A 21,469-nucleotide genomic window follows, 5' to 3' on the forward strand; every position below is an offset into this window, starting at 1 on the left:
ATTTAAGTGGGTTCTGCCTTGGGCGTGCCGCAGGTTAGCGTCTGTGAAGACCATCTAGCGGATGTCTGCAAGGCATTCGCTTAGTAACCGATTAGTGATTTAGCGGCGGGGAGGCCGCTGAGACAGGGTATTGCTTCGCGATCGAAGCAGTCCGTTTCATGGGAGGAAAACACATGAGCATTCGACTTGGACGCCGCCAGTTCCTGATGGGATCGTCGGCACTGGCTGCCGCGGCAGCTTTCGGTTCCGGACCGGCCTGGGCACAGGGTGCCACTCTGCGCCAGTTCTTCTGGGGCGGTCAGGCCCGCGCCGATCGCACCTATGCGGTCAATGACCTGTTTACCGCAGCCAATGGCGCCGGCGTGGACAGCAGCTTCCTCGGCTGGGGCGATTACTGGCCCAAGCTTGCCACCGAAACGGCTGGCGGCAACGCGCCCGATATCGTTCAGATGGACTACCGCTACATCGTCGAATACGCTAAGCGCAACGCCATCGCGCCGCTCGACGAATATGTCGGCAGCGCGCTCAAGCTTGATGGTTTCGACGAAGATCAGCTCGAAGGCGGTAAGGTTGACGGCCAGCTCTACGGCATCAGCCTGGGCGCCAATTCGGTGGCGCAGCTGGTCAACCTCGCAGCCTTTGAGGAAGCCGGCATCGAGCCGCCCAACCGCGACACCACCTATGACGACATCCGCGCCATGGGCGAGGCGTTCCAGTCCGCCAATGTGCGCGGCGGCATCCGCGTCATCGCCGATGGTTCCGGCTCCGAGCCGATGCTCGACAACTGGCTGCGCCAGAAGGGCCTCGCCCTCTATACAGCCGATGGCCAGCTCGGTTTCGATGCCGATGCGGCGATCGAATGGTTCACGCTCTGGCAGGGCTTCCGCAATGACGGTATCTGCGTGACCGCCGAGGATCAGGCGCTCGACACCAATGGTCCGTTGGAAACCACGATGGTGGTGATGGGCAAGTCGGCGATGATGCCGTCGAACTCCAACCAGCTCGTGGCCTTCCAGACGCTGATGACCGATGCGCTGACCATCACCAATTATCCCCGTATTGCCGAGGGTGTCGGTGGCGGCCATTACCGCAAGCCGTCCATGTTCTTCTCTGTCGGCGGCTCGTCCGCCAACAAGGAACTGGCTGCCGAATATCTCAGCTTCTTCGTCAATGACCTCGAAGCGGCCAAGGTGCTCGGCGTCGAGCGTGGCATTCCCTGCATCGAGGCAACGCGCGAGGCGGTTGCTCCCGACCTCAATGCTGCCGACCAGATCGCGCTCGAATTCGTCGCCAATCTCGGTGACCTGCTCGGGCCACTGCCGCCGCCGCCCCCGGCTGCTGCCGGTGAAATCGACGCGTCGCTGCTGCGAGTCCTGAGCCAGGAAGTAGCCTTCGGTGCCCGTTCGCCCGAAGACGCCGGCCAGTACTTCGTTTCCGAAGCTGCGGCCATTCTGCAGCGCGCAAGCTGATCCAGGACCAGACTATGGCCACGCAGGTCGACAACACTGCTTCGAGCGGAGCCGGCCGCGTGGCCCCTCCATCCTTCTGGTCTGGGGTGTGGCAAAACCACGCCCCCGGCTATCTCTTTCTTCTGCCCTGGCTCATCGGCTTTCTCGGCCTGACCATCGGGCCGATCCTGACATCGTTCTACCTGAGCTTTACGCATTTCGACCTGCTGACAGCACCGCGCTGGGCCGGGCTCGACAATTACATGCGCATGTTTACCAATGACCCGAAATTTGCCGCCTCAATGCGGGTCACCTTTGTGTTCGTCATCTTCTCGGTGCCGCTCAAGCTGGCCTTCGCGCTCGGCGTGGCTCTGCTGCTCAATCGCGGCATGAAGGGCCTGCCGCTCTATCGCGCCCTGTTCTATTTGCCGAGCCTGCTTGGCGCCTCTGTGGCTATCGCCATTCTCTGGCGGCAGATGTTCGCAGGCAATGGCCTCGTCAATCAGGTTCTCGCCAATTTCGGCATCCAGGGCCCGAGCTGGATTTCCAATCCCAATACGTCCTTGTGGACGCTGATCATCCTCGCGGTCTGGCAGTTCGGTTCGCCCATGATCATCTTTCTTGCCGGGCTGAGGCAGATCCCGCAGGACATGTATGAAGCTGCAAGCCTGGATGGCGCTAGTAAATGGCGCCAATTCTGGAAGATCACGCTGCCCATGCTGACGCCTGTGGTCTTCTTCAACGCCATCATCCAGACCATCGAGGCGTTCAAGAGCTTCACGCCCTCCTTCATCATTTCGGGCGGCACGGGCGGGCCGATCAATTCGACCCTTTTCTACACGCTCTATCTCTACAACGAGGCCTTCGGCTTCTTCCGCATGGGTTACGCCTCGGCCCTGGCCTGGGTGCTCCTGGCCATCGTCGCCCTCTTCACGGCCTTCTCGTTCCTCAGCTCGAAATACTGGGTGCATTATGACGACTGATGCAGCGCGCATGACCGTAGTCACCGGGTCGTCGCCGACCCGCAAGAAAATCATGTCGATCATCGCGCATGTGCTGCTGATCGGTGCGTCCATCGTCATGCTCTACCCCCTGCTCTGGCTGATGGCCTCGTCTTTCCGGCCGGAAAACGAGATCTTCACCTCCGGCGTCTCGGTCCTGCCTTCGCCGAACTGGAGCATCGATTCCTATATCCGCGGCTGGAACGGCCTGCGCGTCGGCTTCGGGCAGTTGTTCATTAACTCCTTCGTCATCTCGATCCTTTCGGTGATCGGCAATGTCATCGCCTGTTCGCTGGCGGCCTACGCCTTTGCCAGGCTCGAATTTGCCGGCCGCCGCTTCTGGTTCGCCATGATGCTGATGACCCTGATGCTGCCCTATCAGGTGACGCTGATCCCCCAATATGTGTTCTTCCTCAACCTGGGCTGGGTAAACACCATCCTGCCGCTGGTCGTGCCGAAATTTCTTGCCGCCGACGCCTTCTTCATCTTCCTCATGGTGCAGTTCTTCCGCGGCCTGCCCAAGGAGCTTGATGAAGCCGCACGTATGGACGGGGCCGGGCCATGGCGCATCTACTGGAAGATCATCCTGCCGCTTTCCACTCCGGTTCTGGCGACGGCGGCCATCTTCACCTTCATCTGGACCTGGGACGACTTCTTTGGCCCGCTGATCTATCTCAGCGATCTGCGCCAATACACGGTCATGCTGGGCCTGCGCACCTTCACCGACAATACCGGCATGTCCGATTATGGCGGCATGTTCGCCATGAGCGTGCTCAGTCTTGTCCCGATCTTTGTCTTCTTCCTCCTGTTCCAGCGTCTTCTCATTGAAGGCATCGCGACCACGGGCATGAAGCGCTAACCCAGCTTTCGGAGCGTGGTGCGCCACGCTCCGTCATCAGCGACGACCAGGATAAACTGCTGAAATGACCATCAAGTTTGCCGCCATCGGCATCAATCACGCCCATATCTATGGCCAGGTCGACTGCCTCAAGCGTGCTGGCGCCCAATTCGTGGCGTTCCACGCCATCGAGGATGATCTGGCCAAGACCTTCGGCGAAAAGTATCCCGAGGCCAGGCGCGTGACCGATCCGCGGGAAATCCTCGAAGACATTACCATCCAGGTCGTGACCACTGCCGCCATTCCCGGCGACCGCGCCGATATCTGTATTGCCGCCATGAAGCACGGCAAGGACGTGCTGACGGACAAGCCGGGCATGACCACGTTCGCGCAACTCGACGAGGTCATGCGCGTGCAAAAGGAAACCGGCCGCATTTTTTCGGTGCTCTATTCGGAGCATTTCGAAGTGCCTGCCGCCGTCGAGGCCGGAAATCTCATCGCCCAGGGCGCCATCGGGGAGGTGGTCAATACCGTCGGCCTCGGGCCGCATTCGCTGCGGCTCAACAACCGCCCCGACTGGTTCTTCACGCGCAATCGCTATGGCGGCATTCTCTGTGACATCGCCAGCCACCAGTTCGAGCAATTCCTGTTCTTCTCGGGTGCCATGGACGGCGAAGTGGTCTCGGCAAATGTCCATAACCGCAATCATCCCAACCGGCCCGGACTGCAGGACGTCGGCGACGCCCATATCCGCACCGACAGGACGACCGGCTATATCCGTGTCGACTGGTTCACGCCCGAGGGTCTGCCGACCTGGGGCGACGGGCGCCTCACAATCCTGGGCACCGAGGGCTTTATCGAGCTCAGGAAATATGTCGATATCGCCGGCCGAACCGGCGAGAACCATCTTTTCCTCGTCGACAAAAAGGGCACCCAGCATATCGACTGCTCTGGCGTCGACATGCCCTTTGGCCGCCAGTTCCTCGACGACGTGCGCAACCGCACGGAAACGGCCATGCCGCAGCAGCGCTGCTACAACGCCATGAAGATGGCCCTGACCGCCCAGGCCATGGCTGAACAAGGCACGGAGTGGGCACAATGAGCCGCGTATTGAACGTCGCTGTCGTCGGTTGCGGCATCGGCCGCTCCCATATTGTCGAGGGCTACCTGCCCAATTCCGACAAGTTCAAGGTCGTGGCCCTCTGTGACCTCAATCCCGAGCGGCTGGGGCAGGTCGCCGATGAGTTCGGCATCGAACGGCGCGTCGTCAATTTCGATGACCTGCTGGGCATGGACGACATCGACATCATCGATGTCTGCACACCCCCGGGCGCCCATCTTTCCATGGTCACCGCAGCGCTCGAGGCAGGCAAGCACGTCGTCTGCGAGAAGCCGCTTGTCGGCTCGCTCAAGGAAGTCGACGCCATTATGGCGCTGGAAAAGAGCACTTCCGGTCTTCTGATGCCGGTGTTTCAATATCGCTTCGGCGATGGCATCGAACAGGCCAAGGCCGTGATCGATGCCGGCGTTGCCGGCAAGGCCTATTGCGGCACCGTTGAAACCATGTGGCGGCGCGAAGCGCCCTATTACGCCGTTCCCTGGCGCGGCAAGTGGAAGACCGAACTGGGCGGCGTGCTCATGGGCCACGCCATCCATCCGCATGATATTTTCACCTATCTGATGGGCGACATTGCCCGCATGTTCGGTCGCGTCGCCACCCGGGTGAACCCGATCGAGGTCGAGGACGTGATTTCAGCCTCGCTCGAAATGAAGAGCGGAGCGCTGGCCAGCTTTACTGCAACCTTGGGCTCTGTGGACGAGATCACCCGTATCCGGCTGCAGTTCGAGAACGTGACGATCGAAAGCGACCACGCCCCTTATAATCCGGGCAATGCACCCTGGAAGATCCTGCCGCGCAATGACGAGGTCAAGGACAGGATCGAGGCGCTGCTGGCCGATTGGCAACATGTGCCGTCCCGCTTTCAGACGCAAATGGCCCGCTTCCACGATGCCATCGAGGGCAAGGGGAAACTGCCTGTGACCAGTGCGGATTCCCGTCGAGCGCTCGAATTGGTGACCGCTTTCTATCACTCATCGTCCACCCATCAGGAAGTCGTTCTGCCACTGGGCCCCGATCACCCGCTCTATGAGAGCTGGGTACCGGCGGCGTACCGGTAGGCACGGGCGGGAGGAGAGGCATATGGCAACCCGTATCGAACTCAAGCAGATCAAGAAGGCCTATGGCGAAGTGGCGGTGATCCATGGTGTCGATCTCACCATCGACCCTGGCGAATTCACCGTCTTCGTGGGCCCGTCCGGTTGCGGCAAGTCCACGCTGCTGCGCATGATCGCCGGGCTTGAGCCCATTACCGGCGGCGATCTTCTGATCGATGGGCAGCGCATGAACGAGGTGCCGGCGGCGCGGCGCGGCATCGCCATGGTGTTCCAGTCCTATGCGCTCTATCCGCATATGAACGTGTACCAGAACCTCGCCTTTGGTCTCGAAACGGCGAAAATGCCCAAGCACGAAATCGAGAGCCGGGTGCAGCGGGCGGCGGAAATCCTCAAGATCGAGCCCTTGCTCAAGCGCAAGCCCAAGCAGCTTTCCGGCGGCCAGCGCCAGCGCGTCGCCATTGGCCGGGCCATCGTCCGCGAGCCGAAGATCTTCCTGTTCGACGAGCCCCTGTCGAACCTCGACGCCGAATTGCGCGTCGCCATGCGCGTCGAAATCGCCAAGTTGCACAATGACTTGGGCAACACGATGATCTACGTGACCCATGATCAGGTCGAGGCCATGACCATGGCCGACAAGATCGTGGTGCTTCGCTCCGGCATCATTGAGCAGGCGGGGGCGCCGCTCGAGCTTTATAACAATCCGCGCAATCTTTTTGTCGCCGGGTTCATCGGTTCGCCCAAGATGAATTTCCTTTCCGCCGGTGCGGAAGGCGGGGTTCTGAGGGCGGCGGGGTCGAGCCTGGCGCTGGCACGGGATGTGGGCGGGGCCAAGACGCTCGGCATCCGGCCCGAACACATCACGATCGTCGAGGGCTCGGGGATCAAGTTCGCCGATGTTCGGGTCGACCTCGTCGAAAATCTCGGTGGCCAGACAGTGGTTTACGCCACGACAGCCGATGGCGAGGCGCTGACCATCGTGCTCGAGGGCCAGCGCAGCGTCGAACTGGGATCGACGGTTCCGGCCTATCTCGATCCATCCAAGGCCCATGTCTTCGACGCCGAGGGCAATGCCATCCGCTAGCGTTCCGGCGCTCTCGCAAGGCACAAAACCCCGTCCGCAAGGGCGGGGTTTTTTGTGACATCAGGGCGGAATTGGTGAGCAGACTGTGAACGTTGAGCTTCGGCGAACGCCGCTGACGGCACCTGGACGTCACTAACGGCTAACGCCCAGCCGGCTCATCTTCTCGCTGAGGGTGCGGCGGGGCAGCTGGAGCGCTTCGGCGGCAGCCGAGACCGATTCTCCATGACGGCGCAATTCGGTTTCGATGATGTGGCGTTCATAGGATGCCATGCGATCGGCGAGGCTTCCCCCGGCCGGCTCGGGGCCCCGATTGCCCAGCAATTGGCCGAGCGCGCGACCATTGCCGCTGAGGCCCAGAGCAAAGCGATCGGCGGCGGCGCGCAATTCGCGCACATTGCCCGGCCAGGCATGGGTGAGGATGGCGCTGATATCGGCCGGATGCAGGTCCGGCGGCTCGCGGCCGAAGCGGCGCGCGGCCAGGGCCAGAAAATGGTGGAACAGCAGCACGCTGTCATCGCCGCGCTCGCGCAGGGGGGGCAGGTGCAGGGTCGCCATGTTGAGGCGGTAGAAAAGGTCGGCACGGAAACGGCCTGCGGCGCTTTCGGCCTCGAGATCGACCTTGGAGGCTGCAACGATACGCAGATCGAGCGCGATCTGCTTGTTGGAGCCCAGCCGCTCGACGACACGCTCCTGGATGACCCGCAGGACCTTGGCCTGGGCCAGGGCCGGCATGGATTCGATCTCGTCGAGCAGCAGCGTGCCGCCATTGGCGAATTCGAACTTGCCGATCCGCTGCCCGGCCGCCCCGGTAAACGATCCGGCTTCATGGCCGAACAATTCGCTCTCGATCAGCTCGGCGGGAATGGCGGCGCAATTGACGGCGACGAAGGGCTTGTCGGCGCGGGGCGAGAAATCGTGCAGGCACCGGGCGACGACTTCCTTGCCGGTGCCGGTCTCCCCCAGAAGGATGATGTCGGCCGGGATCGGCGCCAGTTCGAGGACGGCGCGGCGCAGGGCCTCCATGCCGGGCGAATTGCCCACGAGCCGGGTCGCCAGTTCGCTGTCGCCGCCGTCGAGCCGCCGCCGCAGGTCTGAGATCTCGCGCCTGAGCCGAGCCCGCTCCACCGCGCGGGTCAGCGAATTGACCAATTGCTCGGGCACATAGGGCTTCTGCAGGAAGTCGAAGGCTCCGGCGCGCATGGCTTCCACGGCCATGGGCACGTCGCCATGGCCGGTGATGAGAATGACCTCGACCGGCAGGCCACGATCCTGGATCGCGTGCAACAGGTCGAGCCCCGACAGGCCCGGCATGCGCACATCGGTCAGGATGACATGGGGATGGGTGTCGTCGACCAGGGAAAGGGCTGCCTGCGCCGTTCCGGCCATGGTGGTGTCGAAGCCCGACAGGCGCAGCCATTGCTCGAGCGCTGTGCGCATCATGTCGTCGTCGTCGACAATGAGGATTTTGGGGGTCGTCATGCGGGACGTCTTTTCGGTTCTGGACTTTGGCTCGCGCTTGCGGGTCGAGGCTGCAGGGTCGGCGAGGCCGCGCGATCCATGCCTTTGGCCAGGGTCTGCACCAGGGGCAGGGTGATGGTGAAGGTGCTGCCCTGCCCGGGTACCGTCTCGACGCCGAGATGCCCTCCCGCATCACGGATGAGGCCCGAGGAAATGGCAAGGCCCAGGCCAAGGCCCTTGCCGGCCGGCTTGGTGGTGAAGAAGGGGTCGAAGAGATTGGCCATGTCGTGTGGAGCAATGCCGCTGCCGGTATCGGCAATGGCGATGGCGACGGTGCCGTCATCGGCCCTGACACCGATGGAGAGGACGCGCACGGGGCGCTCTTCCATGGCATCGGCCGCGTTGGCGATGAGATTGATCAGCACCTGTTCGAGGTGAACCGGATTGGCGCTGGCCTGGATCGGCGGATTGGGCCGGCGATATTCGATATCGACGCCGACCTCGCGCAGGCGATGATCGACCAGCTCGAGCGCCTGGGCGATGACGGCGCCGATTTCGGCCTGGCTGACCGCGTTCACTTCCTTGCGGGCAAAGGTCTTGAGATGGCCGGTAAGCGTGGCAAGGCGATTGACGACACTGTCCATGGCCGCGATCACCGGGGCCATTTCGCCCGAACCGCGCCGTGTTTCGAGCAGGCGCGCACTGGCGAGATGGGTGGTGAGCGCGGCGACCGGCTGGCTGACCTCGTGCGCCACCCCGGCCAGAGCCTGGCCGAGCGAGGCCAGCTTGGCCGCTTGCACGAGGCCCGCCTGGGCGTCCCGCTCGGCCTTCTCGGCCCGCACCCGTTCGGCGATCTCGGCCCGCAATTGGGCGTTCATGGCGTGAAGGTCTTCGGTGCGCTCGGCGACGCGCTGTTCGAGCCGCAGGTGATCGCCCAGCCGCTGCGCCACCAGACGCCGTCTTTGCTCGAACAATACCCCGATCAGAAGGAGCGCGGCGCAACCCAGCGCCGCCGCGCTGGACAAGGCAAGCGCCCCGGTCTGGAGCGGCGCCAGCGGAATGAAGGACAAGAGGCGCCAGCCCAGCTTGGGCAGGCGAAATTCCTCGAGCACGAAATAGCCGGACGCCTCCGGGTCGCCGCCGGCAATATAGGCGAACTCGGTGCCGCGCGACTGCCAGCGATCGGCGACGATGCCGCTATTGGCAATGCCGTTTTCGCCATAGCTCTGCTGGGCGGCGATGGTGGCGGCGCGTCCTGCCGGAATGGTCTGGATGGGGCGATAGCGCCAGTCGGGGCGGGTGGAGAGGATCACCACGTTATTGGTGTCGACGATGCCGATCAATTCTCCCGAGCGCCACCAGATGGCTTCGAGCTCGCCCAGATGGATCTTGGTGACCGCCACCCCGATCGGGCCATCGGGACCATCGACCCGCTGGGAGAGGAAATAGCCCGGAACGCTGGTGGAAATGCCGAAGGCATAATATTGCGCCTTGCCGCGTTCCATGGCGTCGGCGAAATAGGGCCGGAACGAATAATTGGTGCCCACCAGCGAGGTGAGCGTCCACCAATTGCTGGCGGCGACGACGCTGCCATTTTCGTCCATGAGAAAGATCTCGCCGGCGCCTGCGGTTTCGTTGAGCTTGCTCAGGAAGCCATTGGCACCCTCGACCGCCGCCGCATCGTCCGGATCGTCGAGCGCCGCCCGCGCCTCGCGCGATTGCGAAATGGCCACCGGCAGATAATGGAACCGCTCGATGATCGCCTCGAGCGTGCGGTCGAAAAGGGTGAGGCGGCGCTGGGCCTGCTCCTCGGCGTCGCGAATAGCGGCGTTGAGCGCGATCTCGAATGTGGTCCAGCCGACCAGCGTCACGAGGATCAGGCCCAGTCCAGCGCTGACCAAGTGGCGTCGTCCCAACAGATTGCGCAAGCCTGCTCGCACGGTGAAATCCTGTTTCGGCAAGATCTTGCCGGATAACCGCCGAAGAGCCGGCAATTTCTTGCCGAAACTCTTAGCATGCCCCGGCGCAAATGCATATCTGCCTTGCATTTGTGATCTGGCACGGGCTTTGCAAAGCCTGTGGCAATCCCGCGGAGGAAGCGGGATCGTTTCTTTGGGAGGAATTCATGCACGTTCGCTTCAAGACCCTGTCCGCCATCCTGCTCGCCGCCTCCGCGCTTGGCGCGGCTGCCGCCGTGGCGCAGGACTATCCCACCCAGCCGGTAACCATCGTCGTGCCCTTCGCGGCCGGCGGGCCAACCGATACGGTGACGCGCCTTGTGGCCGCGGCCATGAGCGACGAACTGGGCCAGCAGGTTGTGGTGCAGAATGTCGGCGGTGCCGGTGGCACGCTGGGCGCCGGCCAGGTCGCGGCGGCCAATGCCGATGGCTATACGCTTCTGCTGCACCATATCGGCATGTCGACCGCCCCGGCGCTCTATGCCAGCCTGCCCTTCGACCCCATGACCGATTTCGCCCCCATCGGCCTTGTCACCGAAGTGCCCATGACCGTGGTGGCCCGCAAGGATTTCGAGCCGGCAACGCTCGAAGACCTCGTCGCCTATATCAAGGAAAACGGCGAGAACATCACCTATGCCAATGCCGGTATCGGCGCTGCCAGCCAGCTCTGCGGTCTTTTGATCATGGATGCGCTCGACACCAAGATGACCGAAGTCCCCTATCAGGGAACGGGCCCGGCCATGACCGACCTGCTCGGCGGCCAGATCGACATGATGTGTGACCAGACCACCAATACGACGAGCCAGATCCAGGCCGGCGAGATCAAGGCCTATGCGGTGACGACGCCCGAGCGCATCGCCGTGCTGCCCGACCTGCCGACCCTGGCCGAAGGTGGCCTCGACAATTTCAACCTCGCCATCTGGCACGGCCTCTATGCCCCCGCAGGCACCGACCCGGCTATCCTCGAACGCCTGACCGGCGCCTTGCAGGTGGCCCTGGCCAATGAAAGCGTCGGCAATTCCTTTGCCGAGCTTGGCACCTATCCGGTGCCCGCCGACCAGGCCACGCCCGAAGCCCTGGCGCAGACGCTCGAAGGCCAGATCGCCCTCTGGAAAGAGTTGATCGCGGCAGCCGGCGTGTCGGCGCAGTAAGGGCCAAGGCTCGATTTATCGGCAATTACCGGCCTGCCCCCTCCCCCGCGTGGGGGAGGGATGGGGTGGGGGTGAGCCAGAATATAGGGGCTCACCCCCACCCTCCCGACCTCCCTCGTCAAGGGGAGATGCGGCCACGCCTACGCCTATGGATCGGAGCTTGCTCGATCGGCAGTGAATCCGGCTTTGGAGACAACACAATGGCGCTCAATGCATCGCGCAATGACCTGGCCTCGGGGGCGATGTTCGTGGCCTTCGGCACCTACTTTGCGTTCGAAGCCCTCAAATATGAATTCGGCACGCCTTTCCGCATGGGACCCGGCTTCATGCCCGTTCTGCTGGGCGGCATCCTCGTGGCGCTCGGCATCGCCGTGGCGGCCAAGGGCATCGGCAAGCCCGACGAGGGGGCGCCCCCGGCCTGGCCCTGGCGGGGCATCGCGCTGGTCCTGGGCACGATCCTGTTCTTTGCCGCCACCATCAGGGGGCTGGGCTTCATCCCGGTCGTGGCAATCACGGCCTTGGTCACTGCCATTTCGAGCCGGCGCAACACGCTGCTCTCGGCCCTCGTGATCGCGCTGGGCCTCACCGTCCTCTGTTATCTCATCTTCGTGGTCGGGCTGGGCATGCTGGTGCCGCTCTTCGGCCCCTGGCTCAGCTTCTAGGAGGCCGCAAAAATGGATCTCATCTCCTCCCTGGCGCTGGGTTTTTCGGTCGCGCTCGACCCGGTCAACATCCTTTATTGTTTCATCGGCGTCCTTTTGGGCACGCTGGTCGGCGTGCTGCCCGGGATCGGGCCGACCGCGACCATCGCCATGCTGCTGCCGATCACCTTCACGCTCGGGCCGGCAACGGCCTTGATCATGCTGGCCGGCATCTATTACGGCGCCCAATATGGCGGCTCGACCACGGCCATCCTCATCAACCTGCCCGGCGAGAGTTCCTCGGCGGTGACGGCCATCGACGGCTATCAGATGGCGCGCAAGGGACGGGCCGGGCAGGCCCTGGCGACCGCCGCCATCGGCTCGTTCTTTGCCGGCTCGGTGGCAACGCTCCTCCTGGCCTTCTTCGCGCCGCCCCTAGCGCGCGCGGCGCTCAATTTCGGGGCGCCCGAATATTTCTCGCTGATCGTGCTGGGCCTTCTCGTCTCCATCGCGCTGGCCCATGGCTCCATTCTCAAGGCGCTGGCCATGATCGTGCTGGGGCTTTTGCTCGGCATGGTGGGCCAGGACATCTATACCGGCACGCCGCGCTTCACCTTCGGGCTGCGCGAATTGTTCGGCGGGCTCAATTTCGTGGCCGTGGCCGTGGGCGTCTTCGGCATCGCCGAAATCCTGCGCAATCTAGAAAACGAGACCGAGCGCGAAGTGGGGGTCAAGAAGGTCGAAAATCTCTGGCTGACGCGCGAGGATTTCCGGCGCATCGCCATGCCCATCCTGCGCGGCACGGGCCTGGGTTCGCTGCTCGGCATCCTGCCGGGCGGGGGGCATATCCTGTCCTCCTTCGCCTCCTATTCGGCCGAGAAGCGGCTCTCTAAACATCCCGAGGAATTCGGGAAGGGCGCCATCGAGGGCGTGGCGGGACCCGAATCGGCCAATAATGCCGCCGCCCAGACCTCCTTTATCCCGCTGATGACGCTGGGCATTCCTGCCCATCCGGTGATGGCGCTGATGATCGGCGCCTTCATCCTCCAGGGCATCACGCCCGGCCCCAATGTCATCAACGAACAGCCGGCTCTGTTCTGGGGCATCATCGCCTCGATGTGGATCGGCAACCTGCTGCTGATCATCCTCAACCTGCCCCTGATCGGGCTCTGGGTAAAGATGCTCTCGATCCCCTATCGCGTGCTGTTCCCGGCGATCGTGCTCTTTGCCTGCATCGGCACCTATTCGATCAACCAGAATATCTACGACGTCTATGCGATCGCCTTCTTTGCGGCGGTGGGGTACCTGCTGATCCGCTTCGGCTGCGAACCGGCGCCGCTGCTGCTCGGCTTCGTTCTGGGACCGCTGCTCGAAGAGCATCTGCGGCGGGCGATGATCATTTCGCGCGGCGATCCGATGATCTTCGTGACGCGGCCGATTTCCGCAACGCTTCTGGTTCTGGCCCTGGCGGCAGTGCTGATCGCGGTGCTGCCCTCGATCCGGCGCAAGCGCAAGGAAGTGTTCGTCGAGGACGATTGAGTCCTCAAGGACTTCACATTGTTGCATGAGGAGGCCGGTGCTAGTGTGCCGGCCTTCTTGCTTGCCGAGGCGAAAATGCCCAGAGACACCCGAATGTCGCGCATGCTGCATGTGCTGATCCACATGGACCGCCACGTCGAGCGCGCCACCTCCGAGCGCATCGCCCAGATGCTCGATACCAATCCGGTGGTGGTGCGCCGCATGATGGCCGGGTTTCGCGAGGCGGGCATCGTCACCTCCGAAAAAGGCCATGGCGGCGGCTGGACTTTGGCGCGGGCGCTCGATCAAATCAGCCTGCTCGACGTCTATCGCGCCATCGGCGAACCCGCGCTCTTCAATATCGGTCCCGATGCGGAGGTGGCGACATGTCTCGTCGAACGGGCGGTGGACGCGCGCATGGGGGAAACGCTGAGCGAAGCCGAACAGCTGCTGATGACGCGATTCGCCTCTATCCGCGTCTCCGATATCGCTCAGGATTTCGAGAGGCGGTTTGCAAAGATGAAGGCTGCGGGAGAGATCGGCGAGGCGGTAATGCATCGCTGGACCAACGGCTGAGGCCGGGCCGAACCCCGGAAAAGCAAAAGCGGCCCCGAAGGACCGCTTTTTCTGCTTTTCCCGTTAAGGAAATTGGAGCGGGCGATGGGATTCGAACCCACGACCCTAACCTTGGCAAGGTTATGCTCTACCCCTGAGCTACACCCGCGCTCCAGACGCTGCACCTTGTAAGTGCGGCGACGGGCGCTATATGCCCAATCGCCGGACCGATTGCAACCCAGTTTTTCTTCTGGCTGTCATCTTCTCTCAAACCTGTGGGAAAGAGGGCTTGCCACCAACCCGCCGCTGGGCGCAAAAAGGCCGCAACAAGCGCGTTTGAACACGATCGAGAGCCCTTCGCGATGACAATTTCCCTCACTGGCGCTCCCGCCGCCGCCCCCAGTGCCACAGATCTCGTTCGCGACGGCAGCGATGCCGGTTTCAAGGCCGACGTCATCGATGTGTCGCTCGATGTGCCGGTTCTGGTGGATTTCTGGGCCCCTTGGTGCGGTCCGTGCCGGCAGCTGGGCCCGGCGATCGAAAAGGTCGTGGCGGAAAAGGCCGGCCAGATTCGCCTCGTGAAGATCAATATCGACGAGCATCCCCAGATTGCCGGCCAATTGGGCGTGCAGTCGATCCCTGCCGTCTTCGCCTTTGCCGGCGGCCGCCCGGTCGACGGCTTCATGGGGGCCATGCCCGAAGGCGAGGTGCGCCGCTTCGCTGAGAAGGTGATCGCCGCCGCCGGTGCGCCCCAGCCGCAGACCGATTCGCTCGAAGCCCAGGTCGCCGATGCCCTCAAGATGGCCGAGGCCGCCCGCGATGCCGGAGAGATCGGCCAGGCCGCCCAGGTCTACGGCATGATTCTCGAACGCCTGCCGGACAATGCCGAGGCCATTATCGGGCTGGCCGGCATCTATATGAGCGCCGGGGAAGCCGACCAGGCGCAGGCCATCCTCGACATGCTGCCCGAGGACAAGCGCAGCGGCGATGCCTACCTTGCCCTTGCCAATGCCCTGCGGCTTCGCCAGGAAGCGGCGGGCCTGTCCGAGGCGTCCGCGCTCGAAACCGCCATCGCCGCCGATCCGGACAATCACCAGGCCCGCTTCGATCTCGCCATCGTGCACAATGCCGAAGGCCGCAAGATCGAGGCTGCCGAGGCGCTGGTGGCCATCATCAAGCGCGACCGCGCCTGGGAAGAGGACGGCGCCCGCAAGAAGCTGCTCGAATTCTTCGATGCCTGGGGCCCAAAGGATCCCGCCACCCTCAAGGGCCGGCGCCTGCTGTCCACGGCCCTGTTCTCCTGATCGGTCAAGCCCATGCCCAAGCGTCCCGCCCAGCCCGCAGACCTGCCGCCCATCGTGCCGCTCTTCCCGCTGAGCGGGGCGCTGCTCCTGCCCTTCTCCCATCGGCCCCTCAATATCTTCGAGCCGCGCTATATCGAGATGATCGATGCGGCCCTTGCCGGCGATCGGCTGATCGGGCTGATCCAGCCCGAGGATAGCCGCGAGGAAAGCCCCAAGGGGGCGTCGGCCCTGCATCCGATCGGCTGTCTGGGGCGCATCACCCATTTCGAGGAAAGCGGCGATGGCCGCTATTTCGTCATTCTCGAAGGCGTGGCGCGGTTCCGGCTGGTGCGCGAAGTGCCCGCCGAGACTCTCTATCGGCAGGGCGAAATCGATGCGGAGGCCTTTGCCTCCGACTTTACCCGCAATTTTGGGGAAGAAGGGGTGGATCGCACCCGCTTCGTGCGCATGATGCGCGACTATGCCCAATTCGCCAATATCGAGCTCAACTGGGAAGAGATCGAATCGACCGGCACGGCAGACCTCGTCAATTTCTGTTGCATGGTGTCGCCCTATGGCGCGGCCGAAAAGCAGGTTCTGCTCGAAGCGCCGACCCTCGAGGCGCGGGCAGAGACCCTGATTGCCATGACCGAGTACGAAATGGCGCGGGGCAATTCCGCGCCGCTCAACTGATGGCCGGCGAGCCGGGCGGCAGGCGCTTCACCCTCAATCCGCGCGTTCTTGAAATGCTGGTCTGCCCCCTGACCAAGACGCGCCTGACGCTGTCCGAAGGACGCGACGAGCTGATTTCGGTGGCGGCACGCCTGGCCTTTCCCATCACCAAGGGTGTGCCGCTGCTCAGCCTCGAGGAAGCGCGACCGCTCGAAGGCGAGGAGCTCGAAAGGCTCTCGCGCAACCTCACCTGATCAGATCGGCAGGCCGCTGAGCAGCCGGGGGCCGGAGCCGCCGGCAGCGGCCCTGATCAGCGCCGACTTGATCGGGCCGGCGCGATCGACAAGGCCGAGGCCGAAATCGCGCAGGGCCCGTAGCGGCGCGGCATCGTTGGAAAAGAGCCGGTTCATGCCATCGGTGACCGCGGCCATCGAGGCCGTGTCGAAACGCCGCCAGGACTGGTAGCGCTCGAGCACGTCCGCGGACCCGTGATCGAGCCCGAGGCGCATGGCCTCGACGATGACCTCGGCCAGGGCGGCAACATCCTTGAGGCCCAGATTGAGGCCTTGTCCCGCGATGGGATGGACCACATGGGCCGCATCGCCCACCAGAGCCAGCCGCGGACCGATGAAGCTCTGTGCGAGCTGCAGGCGCAGGGGAAAGCCCATCAGCTTGTCCTCGAGCGTCACGCTGCCCAGGGTCGAGCCCATGACGCCCTCGATCTCGAGGGCGAGCTGTTCGGGCGGCAAGGCAAGATAGCGCGGCGCGTCCTCCACCGTCTCGGTCCAGACCAGCGAGGAGCGATTGCCCGGCAGCGGCAGGCTGGCAAAGGGCCCGGCAGGGCGAAAATGCTCGTAGGCGATGCCCTCATGGGCCAGTTCGTGGGCGATGGTGGCGACAAGCCCGGTCTGGCGATAATCATGTCCCCAGGTGGCAATGCCGGCGCGCTGGCGCAGACCCGAATTGGCGCCGTCGGCCGCGACGACGAGCGGGGCAACCAGAACCTGTCCATCGGCAAGGTGCAGCCGGGCAAGGGCGCCATCCCCGGACCAGTCGAGGATTTCGGCCGGCGCCACCATGTCGAAGAGACCGGAGGCCGCCTCGAGCAGCGCGCCGCCGCTGGCCTGGTTGGGCACCATATGGGCAAAGGGCTCGCCGGGGGCCGCTTCGCCGTCAAATTCGAGAAAGAGCGGACGGGCCAGGTCATTGGCGCCCGAATCGGTGATGCGCATGGCCGCGATCGGCTGGGACTGGGGCGCCATGGCGGACCACACGCCCAGCGCCTCGAAGATGTGACGCACGCCGGCCGCAATGGCCGAGGCCCGATTGTCGCGCGGCACGCTGAGCGGGCGGCGGTCCACCAGCGCCACGCGAATGCCGGGGGCCGAGCGCCCCAGGGCCAGCGCCAGGGTCAGGCCGACAGGGCCGCCTCCCACGATGATGACGTCATATCGGGCCTGCGCTGAAAGGGTCATGATTGGCGCTCCTTTGTCCCAATGTTGTTTGCCCGGCGCGGCCGGAAAGCAAGTGGCCCTATGCCGCAGCCTGATGGTGGCAAAATTTATGCAAAATCGAAAAAATGCACAATTATGGTGCACTTATTGCTGCGACACAGCTTTGCCACAATCTAATCTGTCGCCGCACCAAGGAAATAACCCCTTTATTTCCGGGAGATTTCGCGCATCTGCGCCAGTTTGGCACGGGTCTTGAGTCTCCTGGCCTTGTCGAACAATGGCAAGGCAAGAAAAGGGGCATTCATGAAACTGGTGGTTGCAATCATCAAGCCATCACGCCTGGAGGAAGTCCGCCAGGCGCTGAACTCCCTCGATGTGCACGGCATGACCGTGACCGAGGTCAAGGGATATGGCCGGCAGAAGGGTCATTCCGAAATCTATCGCGGCACTGAATATGCGGTGCATTTCCTGCCCAAGCTCAAGGTCGAGATCGCCGTGGACGACGCCCTGGCCGATGCCGTGAGCACTGCAATCCGCGACGCCGCCCAGACCGGCCGCATCGGCGACGGCAAGATCTTCATCCTCGACCTGCTCGCCGTCACCCGCATCCGCACCGGTGAAACCGGCGCGTCGGCGCTCTGACGCAACCCGACTTCAGGAGAAACAACACAATGACAGGGTTCAAAACTCCCCTAAAGATCGCAGGCGGCGTCGCGCTCGCCTCGCTGCTGCTGGCGCTGCCGGTGCTCGCTCAGGATGCCCCGGCCGAAGAGGTCGTGGAAGCGGTGGTCGCCGGTGAACCGGCGATCCAGACTCAGTTCATTCTCAATTCGTTCCTGATGCTGTTCGGCGGCATCCTGGTGTTCTGGATGGCGGCCGGGTTCGCCATGCTGGAAGCCGGCTTCGTGCGCACCAAGAACGTGTCCATGCAGCTCCTGAAGAATATCACCATGTATTCGCTGGCCTGCTTTGCCTATTATCTTGTCGGCTACATGATCATGTATCCTGGCGACGGCTGGATCATCGATGGCATTTTCGGCGCCATCGGCATTGCCGTGCTCGAGCCGGTCGGCCTGACGGCCGAGGCCGCCGACCTGACCTATGCGACCGTCAGCTCCGACTTTTTCTTCCAGGTCATGTTCTGTGCCACCGCCGCGTCCATCGTGTCCGGTGCCCTGGCCGAGCGCATCAAGCTCCTGCCCTTCCTGGTTTTCGTGGCCGTGCTGACCGCGCTGATCTACCCGATCCAGGCTTCCTGGAAGTGGGGCGGCGGTTTCCTCGACCAGATGGGCTTCCTCGACTTCGCCGGCTCCACCGTCGTGCACTCTGTCGGTGGCTGGGCGGCTCTGGCCGGTGCGCTGCTGCTGGGCGCCCGCAAGGGCAAGTACAATCCGGACGGCACCGTGCGCGCCATTCCGGGCTCCAACATGCCGCTCGCCGTGCTCGGCATGTTCATCCTCTGGATGGGCTGGTACGGCTTTAACGGTGCATCGCAGCTGGCCATGGGCACTGTCGGTGACATTGCCGATGTGGGCCGCGTCATGGCCAATACCAATGCCGGTGCCATCGGTGGCGCGCTTGCCGCTGCCGTGCTGTCGGCGATCATCTACAAGAAGGTCGACCTGACCTTCGTGATCAATGGCGCGCTTGCCGGTCTCGTCTCGATCACCGCCGAGCCGCTCACTCCGGGTCTGGGCACGGCAACCCTGATCGGTGCCGTCGGTGGCGCCATCGTGGTCTTCACCGTGCCGCTGCTCGACCGCTTCAAGATCGATGACGTGGTCGGCGCCGTTCCGGTTCACCTGTTCGCCGGTATCTGGGGCACCATCGCCGTGGTCTTCACCAATCCCGATGCCAATCTGGGCGTGCAGCTGCTGGCCATCCTTGCCGTGGGCGTCTTCGTCTTCGTCATCAGCCTCGTCGTCTGGGCGATCCTCAAGGCCACGATGGGCCTGCGCCCAACGGCCGAGGACGAAGAGCTGGGTCTGGACGTGGCCGAGGTCGGCGTCGAGGCCTATCCCGAGTTCAAGTAAATCCAGGGGACGGGCGGGGCTTTTTGCCCCGGCCGTCCCGCCGCTTGCCGGCGGCGTGCAGTTCGCGTCCCTCTTGGCCCGCCACAGAGGCTTCCCACTCGCAAATCGCGCGGACTGCACACCCCCGGCAAGAGTGATCACCAGGCTGCTCAATTGAGCGGCAATGCCGATCGAACTTGCACACGAATTGGGCACTTTTCTGCCCAATTCCGAGTCGCTTTGCGCCCTGCATTCTTAACATGATGTAAAGACTGTGTTTTTCCGTGCCGGATCATTTGGCACGCGGCTTGAGTCTGCTGTGATCGTTCCAGCATGCGCCGCTTCGGCGCCAAGGGGGTCACATGAAACTGGTGGTTGCCATCATCAAGCCGTCCCGGCTCGAAGAGGTCCGGCAGGCGCTCAACTCGCTCGACGTGCACGGCATGACCGTGACCGAGGTGAAAGGCTATGGCCGGCAGAAGGGCCATTCCGAGATCTATCGCGGCACCGAATATGCCGTGCATTTCCTGCCCAAGCTCAAGATCGAGATCGCCGTCGATGACGCCATTGCCGATGCGGTGAGCACCGCCATCCGCGATGCCGCCCAGACCGGCCGCATCGGCGACGGCAAGATCTTCGTGCTCGACCTGCTCGCGGTCACCCGCATCCGCACCGGCGAAACCGGCGCTTCCGCGCTCTGACCCCCATCCGGAGAAACCAAGAATGAAGATGTCAAAAGTACTGGCGGGCAGTGCGCTTGCCTCCCTGCTGCTGACCCTGCCGGCCTGGGCCCAGGACGCGGCACAGCCCATCGCCGAGGCCGCCGCCTCGGTTGCCGATGCCGCCAGCGAACCGGCCGCCGTGGTCGACAAGGGCGACGTGGCCTGGATGCTCGTCTCCACCATGGTCGTCATCGTCATGACCATTCCGGGCCTGGCCCTGTTCTACGGTGGCCTCGTGCGCGCCAAGAACATCCTCTCGGTGCTGACCCAGGTCTTCCTCGGCTTTTCGATGATCGCCATCCTCTGGGTGGCCTATGGCTATTCGCTGGCCTTTGCCGGCCCCACCGAGGGCGGGCTCTCCGCTTTCGTGGGCGACTTCTCCAAGTTCTTCCTCAACGGCGTGACGCTCGAATCGACCGCGGCAACCTTCTCGGCCGGGTTCGAGCTGCCCGAACTGGTGTTCATCGCCTTCCAGCTGACTTTTGCCTGCATCACCTCGACCCTCATCGTCGGCGGCATTGCCGAACGCATGAAGTTCGGGGCGCTGATGGCCTTTCTGGCCATCTGGTTCACCTTCTCCTACGTCCCCATGGCCCACATGGTCTGGTCCGGCCCGGGCCTGCTGTTCGGCATGGGCGCCTATGACTTTGCCGGCGGCACCGTCGTGCATATCAATTCGGGCGTGGCCGCCCTCGTCGCCGCCATCATCCTCGGACCGCGCCTGGGCTACATGAAGGAGCCCATCCCGCCCCATAACCTGGTCATGACCTATATCGGTGCGGGCCTGCTCTGGTTCGGCTGGTTCGGCTTCAATGCCGGCTCCAATCTCGAAGCCAATGCCCTGACCGCCGTGGCGCTGATCAACACCATCCTGGCTCCCGCCGCCGGTGCCCTGGCCTGGGCCCTGGGTGAAAAGGTCACCCGCGGCCATGCCTCGGCCCTGGGTGCCGTCTCGGGCGCCGTTGCCGGTCTTGTGGCCATCACCCCCGCCGCCGGCTTTGCCGGTGTGGGTGGCGCCATCGTGCTCGGCGCCATTGCCGGCGTGGTGTGCCTGTGGGCCGTGGTCAACCTCAAGCCGCTGCTGAAATACGACGATTCGCTCGACGTGTTCGGCATCCACGGCGTCGGCGGCATTGTCGGCGCCCTGGGCACCGCGGTCGTCGCGGCCCCCTCGCTGGGTGGCTACCCGCTGGGCGATGCGGCAGCCTATTCGATCGGCGGCCAGTTCATGGTGCAGCTGACCGGCGTGGTCATCGCCATCGTCTGGTCCGGTGTCGTGGCGCTCGTCGCCATGCTGATCGTCAAGGCGCTCTTTGGTGGCGCCAAGGTCTCCGAAGCTGCCGAAAGCGACGGTCTCGATCTCTCGACCCACGGCGAACGCGCCTATAACTGACCCAATCGCCCGGGTGGCGGCCTGCCGCCACCCGACCCCCGCTCCGGAAGGCCGGGGCGTGCGGCTCATGTCCTCTTGGCCCGCCACAGAGGCTTCCCACTCGCAAATG

20 protein-coding genes and 1 tRNA gene are annotated in these 21,469 nt (G+C 63.7%); 17 read left to right on the plus strand and 4 right to left on the minus strand.

The window, feature by feature from the left end; genetic code table 11:
- Positions 1 to 173: 173 nt before the first annotated feature.
- From VE26_RS15210 to VE26_RS15235, 6 genes are all read left to right on the plus strand, one after another.
- Positions 174 to 1,469, plus strand: a complete 1,296-nt coding sequence (locus VE26_RS15210; RefSeq protein ID WP_046105984.1) for an ABC transporter substrate-binding protein — start codon at positions 174 to 176, stop codon at positions 1,467 to 1,469.
- A gap of 14 nt (positions 1,470 to 1,483) precedes the next feature.
- A complete protein-coding gene (locus VE26_RS15215; protein WP_084620570.1) occupies positions 1,484 to 2,431 on the plus strand; it encodes a carbohydrate ABC transporter permease in 948 nt (315 codons plus the stop codon).
- A gap of 10 nt (positions 2,432 to 2,441) precedes the next feature.
- Positions 2,442 to 3,308 carry a carbohydrate ABC transporter permease gene (locus VE26_RS15220; RefSeq protein WP_046106430.1) on the plus strand — a complete coding sequence of 289 codons (867 nt, stop codon included), beginning with the start codon at positions 2,442 to 2,444 and terminating at the stop codon, positions 3,306 to 3,308.
- Positions 3,309 to 3,372: 64 nt separating this feature from the next.
- Complete coding sequence (locus VE26_RS15225; RefSeq protein ID WP_046105985.1) at positions 3,373 to 4,389, plus strand: Gfo/Idh/MocA family protein; 1,017 nt, start codon at positions 3,373 to 3,375, stop codon at positions 4,387 to 4,389.
- On the plus strand, positions 4,386 to 5,465 hold the full coding sequence (locus VE26_RS15230; protein ID WP_046105986.1) for a Gfo/Idh/MocA family protein: 1,080 nt from the start codon (positions 4,386 to 4,388) through the stop codon (positions 5,463 to 5,465). Before VE26_RS15225 ends, VE26_RS15230 begins: the two co-directional genes overlap by 4 nt.
- 22 nt (positions 5,466 to 5,487) lie before the next feature.
- Positions 5,488 to 6,543: an ABC transporter ATP-binding protein gene (locus VE26_RS15235; RefSeq protein ID WP_046105987.1), complete on the plus strand. Its 1,056-nt coding sequence runs from the start codon at positions 5,488 to 5,490 to the stop codon at positions 6,541 to 6,543.
- Positions 6,544 to 6,675: 132 nt separating this feature from the next.
- Here the strand turns inward: VE26_RS15235 and VE26_RS15240 are convergent, their stop codons facing one another.
- Positions 6,676 to 8,022, minus strand: coding sequence for a sigma-54-dependent transcriptional regulator (locus tag VE26_RS15240; RefSeq protein ID WP_046105988.1), 1,347 nt, complete (start codon positions 8,020 to 8,022; stop codon positions 6,676 to 6,678).
- A complete protein-coding gene (locus VE26_RS15245; protein ID WP_052715951.1) occupies positions 8,019 to 9,902 on the minus strand; it encodes a sensor histidine kinase in 1,884 nt (627 codons plus the stop codon). Before VE26_RS15245 ends, VE26_RS15240 begins: the two co-directional genes overlap by 4 nt.
- Before the next feature lie 224 nt (positions 9,903 to 10,126).
- On the opposite strand from VE26_RS15245, the gene VE26_RS15250 reads away from it, so the two are divergent.
- From VE26_RS15250 to VE26_RS15265, 4 genes are all read left to right on the plus strand, one after another.
- Positions 10,127 to 11,110 carry a tripartite tricarboxylate transporter substrate-binding protein gene (locus VE26_RS15250; RefSeq protein ID WP_046106432.1) on the plus strand — a complete coding sequence of 328 codons (984 nt, stop codon included), beginning with the start codon at positions 10,127 to 10,129 and terminating at the stop codon, positions 11,108 to 11,110.
- 200 nt (positions 11,111 to 11,310) lie between these two features.
- On the plus strand, positions 11,311 to 11,772 hold the full coding sequence (locus VE26_RS15255; protein WP_046105989.1) for a tripartite tricarboxylate transporter TctB family protein: 462 nt from the start codon (positions 11,311 to 11,313) through the stop codon (positions 11,770 to 11,772).
- A gap of 12 nt (positions 11,773 to 11,784) precedes the next feature.
- Positions 11,785 to 13,290: a tripartite tricarboxylate transporter permease gene (locus VE26_RS15260; RefSeq protein WP_046105990.1), complete on the plus strand. Its 1,506-nt coding sequence runs from the start codon at positions 11,785 to 11,787 to the stop codon at positions 13,288 to 13,290.
- A gap of 75 nt (positions 13,291 to 13,365) precedes the next feature.
- On the plus strand, positions 13,366 to 13,845 hold the full coding sequence (locus VE26_RS15265) for an Rrf2 family transcriptional regulator (RefSeq protein ID WP_046106433.1): 480 nt from the start codon (positions 13,366 to 13,368) through the stop codon (positions 13,843 to 13,845).
- 73 nt (positions 13,846 to 13,918) lie between these two features.
- Here the strand turns inward: VE26_RS15265 and VE26_RS15270 are convergent.
- Positions 13,919 to 13,993 (minus strand) — tRNA-Gly (locus tag VE26_RS15270).
- Between the two features lie 193 nt (positions 13,994 to 14,186).
- On the opposite strand from VE26_RS15270, the gene VE26_RS15275 reads away from it, so the two are divergent.
- The 3 genes from VE26_RS15275 to VE26_RS15285 are packed head-to-tail and all read left to right on the plus strand — an operon-like array spanning position 14,187 to position 16,033.
- Positions 14,187 to 15,128 (plus strand): thioredoxin family protein, encoded by a 942-nt coding sequence (locus VE26_RS15275; RefSeq protein ID WP_046105991.1) that lies wholly within the window; start codon positions 14,187 to 14,189, stop codon positions 15,126 to 15,128.
- Positions 15,129 to 15,140: 12 nt separating this feature from the next.
- Complete coding sequence (locus VE26_RS15280; protein WP_046105992.1) at positions 15,141 to 15,800, plus strand: LON peptidase substrate-binding domain-containing protein; 660 nt, start codon at positions 15,141 to 15,143, stop codon at positions 15,798 to 15,800.
- The gene (locus VE26_RS15285; RefSeq protein ID WP_046105993.1) at positions 15,800 to 16,033 is read left to right on the plus strand and encodes a Trm112 family protein; all 234 of its coding nucleotides are present in this window, start codon (positions 15,800 to 15,802) and stop codon (positions 16,031 to 16,033) included. The genes VE26_RS15280 and VE26_RS15285 overlap by 1 nt, the downstream gene beginning before the upstream one ends.
- Here VE26_RS15285 and VE26_RS15290 read toward each other — a convergent pair whose 3' ends face one another.
- A complete protein-coding gene (locus VE26_RS15290) occupies positions 16,034 to 17,254 on the minus strand; it encodes an FAD-dependent monooxygenase (protein WP_046105994.1) in 1,221 nt (406 codons plus the stop codon).
- Positions 17,255 to 17,536: 282 nt separating this feature from the next.
- Here VE26_RS15290 and VE26_RS15295 point away from each other — a divergent pair, with 282 nt between their 5' ends.
- The 4 genes from VE26_RS15295 to VE26_RS15310 all read left to right on the plus strand — a co-directional run bounded on the left by VE26_RS15295 (position 17,537) and on the right by VE26_RS15310 (position 21,360).
- Positions 17,537 to 17,875, plus strand: a complete 339-nt coding sequence (locus tag VE26_RS15295; RefSeq protein WP_046105995.1) for a P-II family nitrogen regulator — start codon at positions 17,537 to 17,539, stop codon at positions 17,873 to 17,875.
- Positions 17,876 to 17,904: 29 nt separating this feature from the next.
- Positions 17,905 to 19,266, plus strand: coding sequence for an ammonium transporter family protein (locus VE26_RS15300; RefSeq protein WP_046105996.1), 1,362 nt, complete (start codon positions 17,905 to 17,907; stop codon positions 19,264 to 19,266).
- 341 nt (positions 19,267 to 19,607) lie between these two features.
- Complete coding sequence (locus VE26_RS15305) at positions 19,608 to 19,946, plus strand: P-II family nitrogen regulator (protein ID WP_046105997.1); 339 nt, start codon at positions 19,608 to 19,610, stop codon at positions 19,944 to 19,946.
- Between the two features lie 22 nt (positions 19,947 to 19,968).
- Complete coding sequence (locus VE26_RS15310) at positions 19,969 to 21,360, plus strand: ammonium transporter (protein ID WP_084620578.1); 1,392 nt, start codon at positions 19,969 to 19,971, stop codon at positions 21,358 to 21,360.
- Positions 21,361 to 21,469 lie beyond the last annotated feature (109 nt).

This window comes from Devosia chinhatensis (assembly GCF_000969445.1).
GTDB classification, from domain to species: domain Bacteria; phylum Pseudomonadota; class Alphaproteobacteria; order Rhizobiales; family Devosiaceae; genus Devosia; species Devosia chinhatensis.

Coding starts and splice junctions, on each gene's coding strand:
- VE26_RS15290 (WP_046105994.1), bottom strand. CDS start 17,254: ATGACCCTTTCAGCGCAGGCCCGATATGACGTCATCATCGTGGGAGGC.
- VE26_RS15260 (WP_046105990.1), top strand. CDS start 11,785: ATGGATCTCATCTCCTCCCTGGCGCTGGGTTTTTCGGTCGCGCTCGAC.
- VE26_RS15310 (WP_084620578.1), top strand. CDS start 19,969: ATGAAGATGTCAAAAGTACTGGCGGGCAGTGCGCTTGCCTCCCTGCTG.
- VE26_RS15285 (WP_046105993.1), top strand. CDS start 15,800: ATGGCCGGCGAGCCGGGCGGCAGGCGCTTCACCCTCAATCCGCGCGTT.
- VE26_RS15295 (WP_046105995.1), top strand. CDS start 17,537: ATGAAACTGGTGGTTGCAATCATCAAGCCATCACGCCTGGAGGAAGTC.
- VE26_RS15240 (WP_046105988.1), bottom strand. CDS start 8,022: ATGACGACCCCCAAAATCCTCATTGTCGACGACGACGACATGATGCGC.
- VE26_RS15215 (WP_084620570.1), top strand. CDS start 1,484: ATGGCCACGCAGGTCGACAACACTGCTTCGAGCGGAGCCGGCCGCGTG.
- VE26_RS15280 (WP_046105992.1), top strand. CDS start 15,141: ATGCCCAAGCGTCCCGCCCAGCCCGCAGACCTGCCGCCCATCGTGCCG.
- VE26_RS15225 (WP_046105985.1), top strand. CDS start 3,373: ATGACCATCAAGTTTGCCGCCATCGGCATCAATCACGCCCATATCTAT.
- VE26_RS15255 (WP_046105989.1), top strand. CDS start 11,311: ATGGCGCTCAATGCATCGCGCAATGACCTGGCCTCGGGGGCGATGTTC.
- VE26_RS15275 (WP_046105991.1), top strand. CDS start 14,187: ATGACAATTTCCCTCACTGGCGCTCCCGCCGCCGCCCCCAGTGCCACA.
- VE26_RS15305 (WP_046105997.1), top strand. CDS start 19,608: ATGAAACTGGTGGTTGCCATCATCAAGCCGTCCCGGCTCGAAGAGGTC.
- VE26_RS15220 (WP_046106430.1), top strand. CDS start 2,442: ATGACCGTAGTCACCGGGTCGTCGCCGACCCGCAAGAAAATCATGTCG.
- VE26_RS15210 (WP_046105984.1), top strand. CDS start 174: ATGAGCATTCGACTTGGACGCCGCCAGTTCCTGATGGGATCGTCGGCA.
- VE26_RS15300 (WP_046105996.1), top strand. CDS start 17,905: ATGACAGGGTTCAAAACTCCCCTAAAGATCGCAGGCGGCGTCGCGCTC.
- VE26_RS15230 (WP_046105986.1), top strand. CDS start 4,386: ATGAGCCGCGTATTGAACGTCGCTGTCGTCGGTTGCGGCATCGGCCGC.
- VE26_RS15250 (WP_046106432.1), top strand. CDS start 10,127: ATGCACGTTCGCTTCAAGACCCTGTCCGCCATCCTGCTCGCCGCCTCC.
- VE26_RS15265 (WP_046106433.1), top strand. CDS start 13,366: ATGCCCAGAGACACCCGAATGTCGCGCATGCTGCATGTGCTGATCCAC.
- VE26_RS15235 (WP_046105987.1), top strand. CDS start 5,488: ATGGCAACCCGTATCGAACTCAAGCAGATCAAGAAGGCCTATGGCGAA.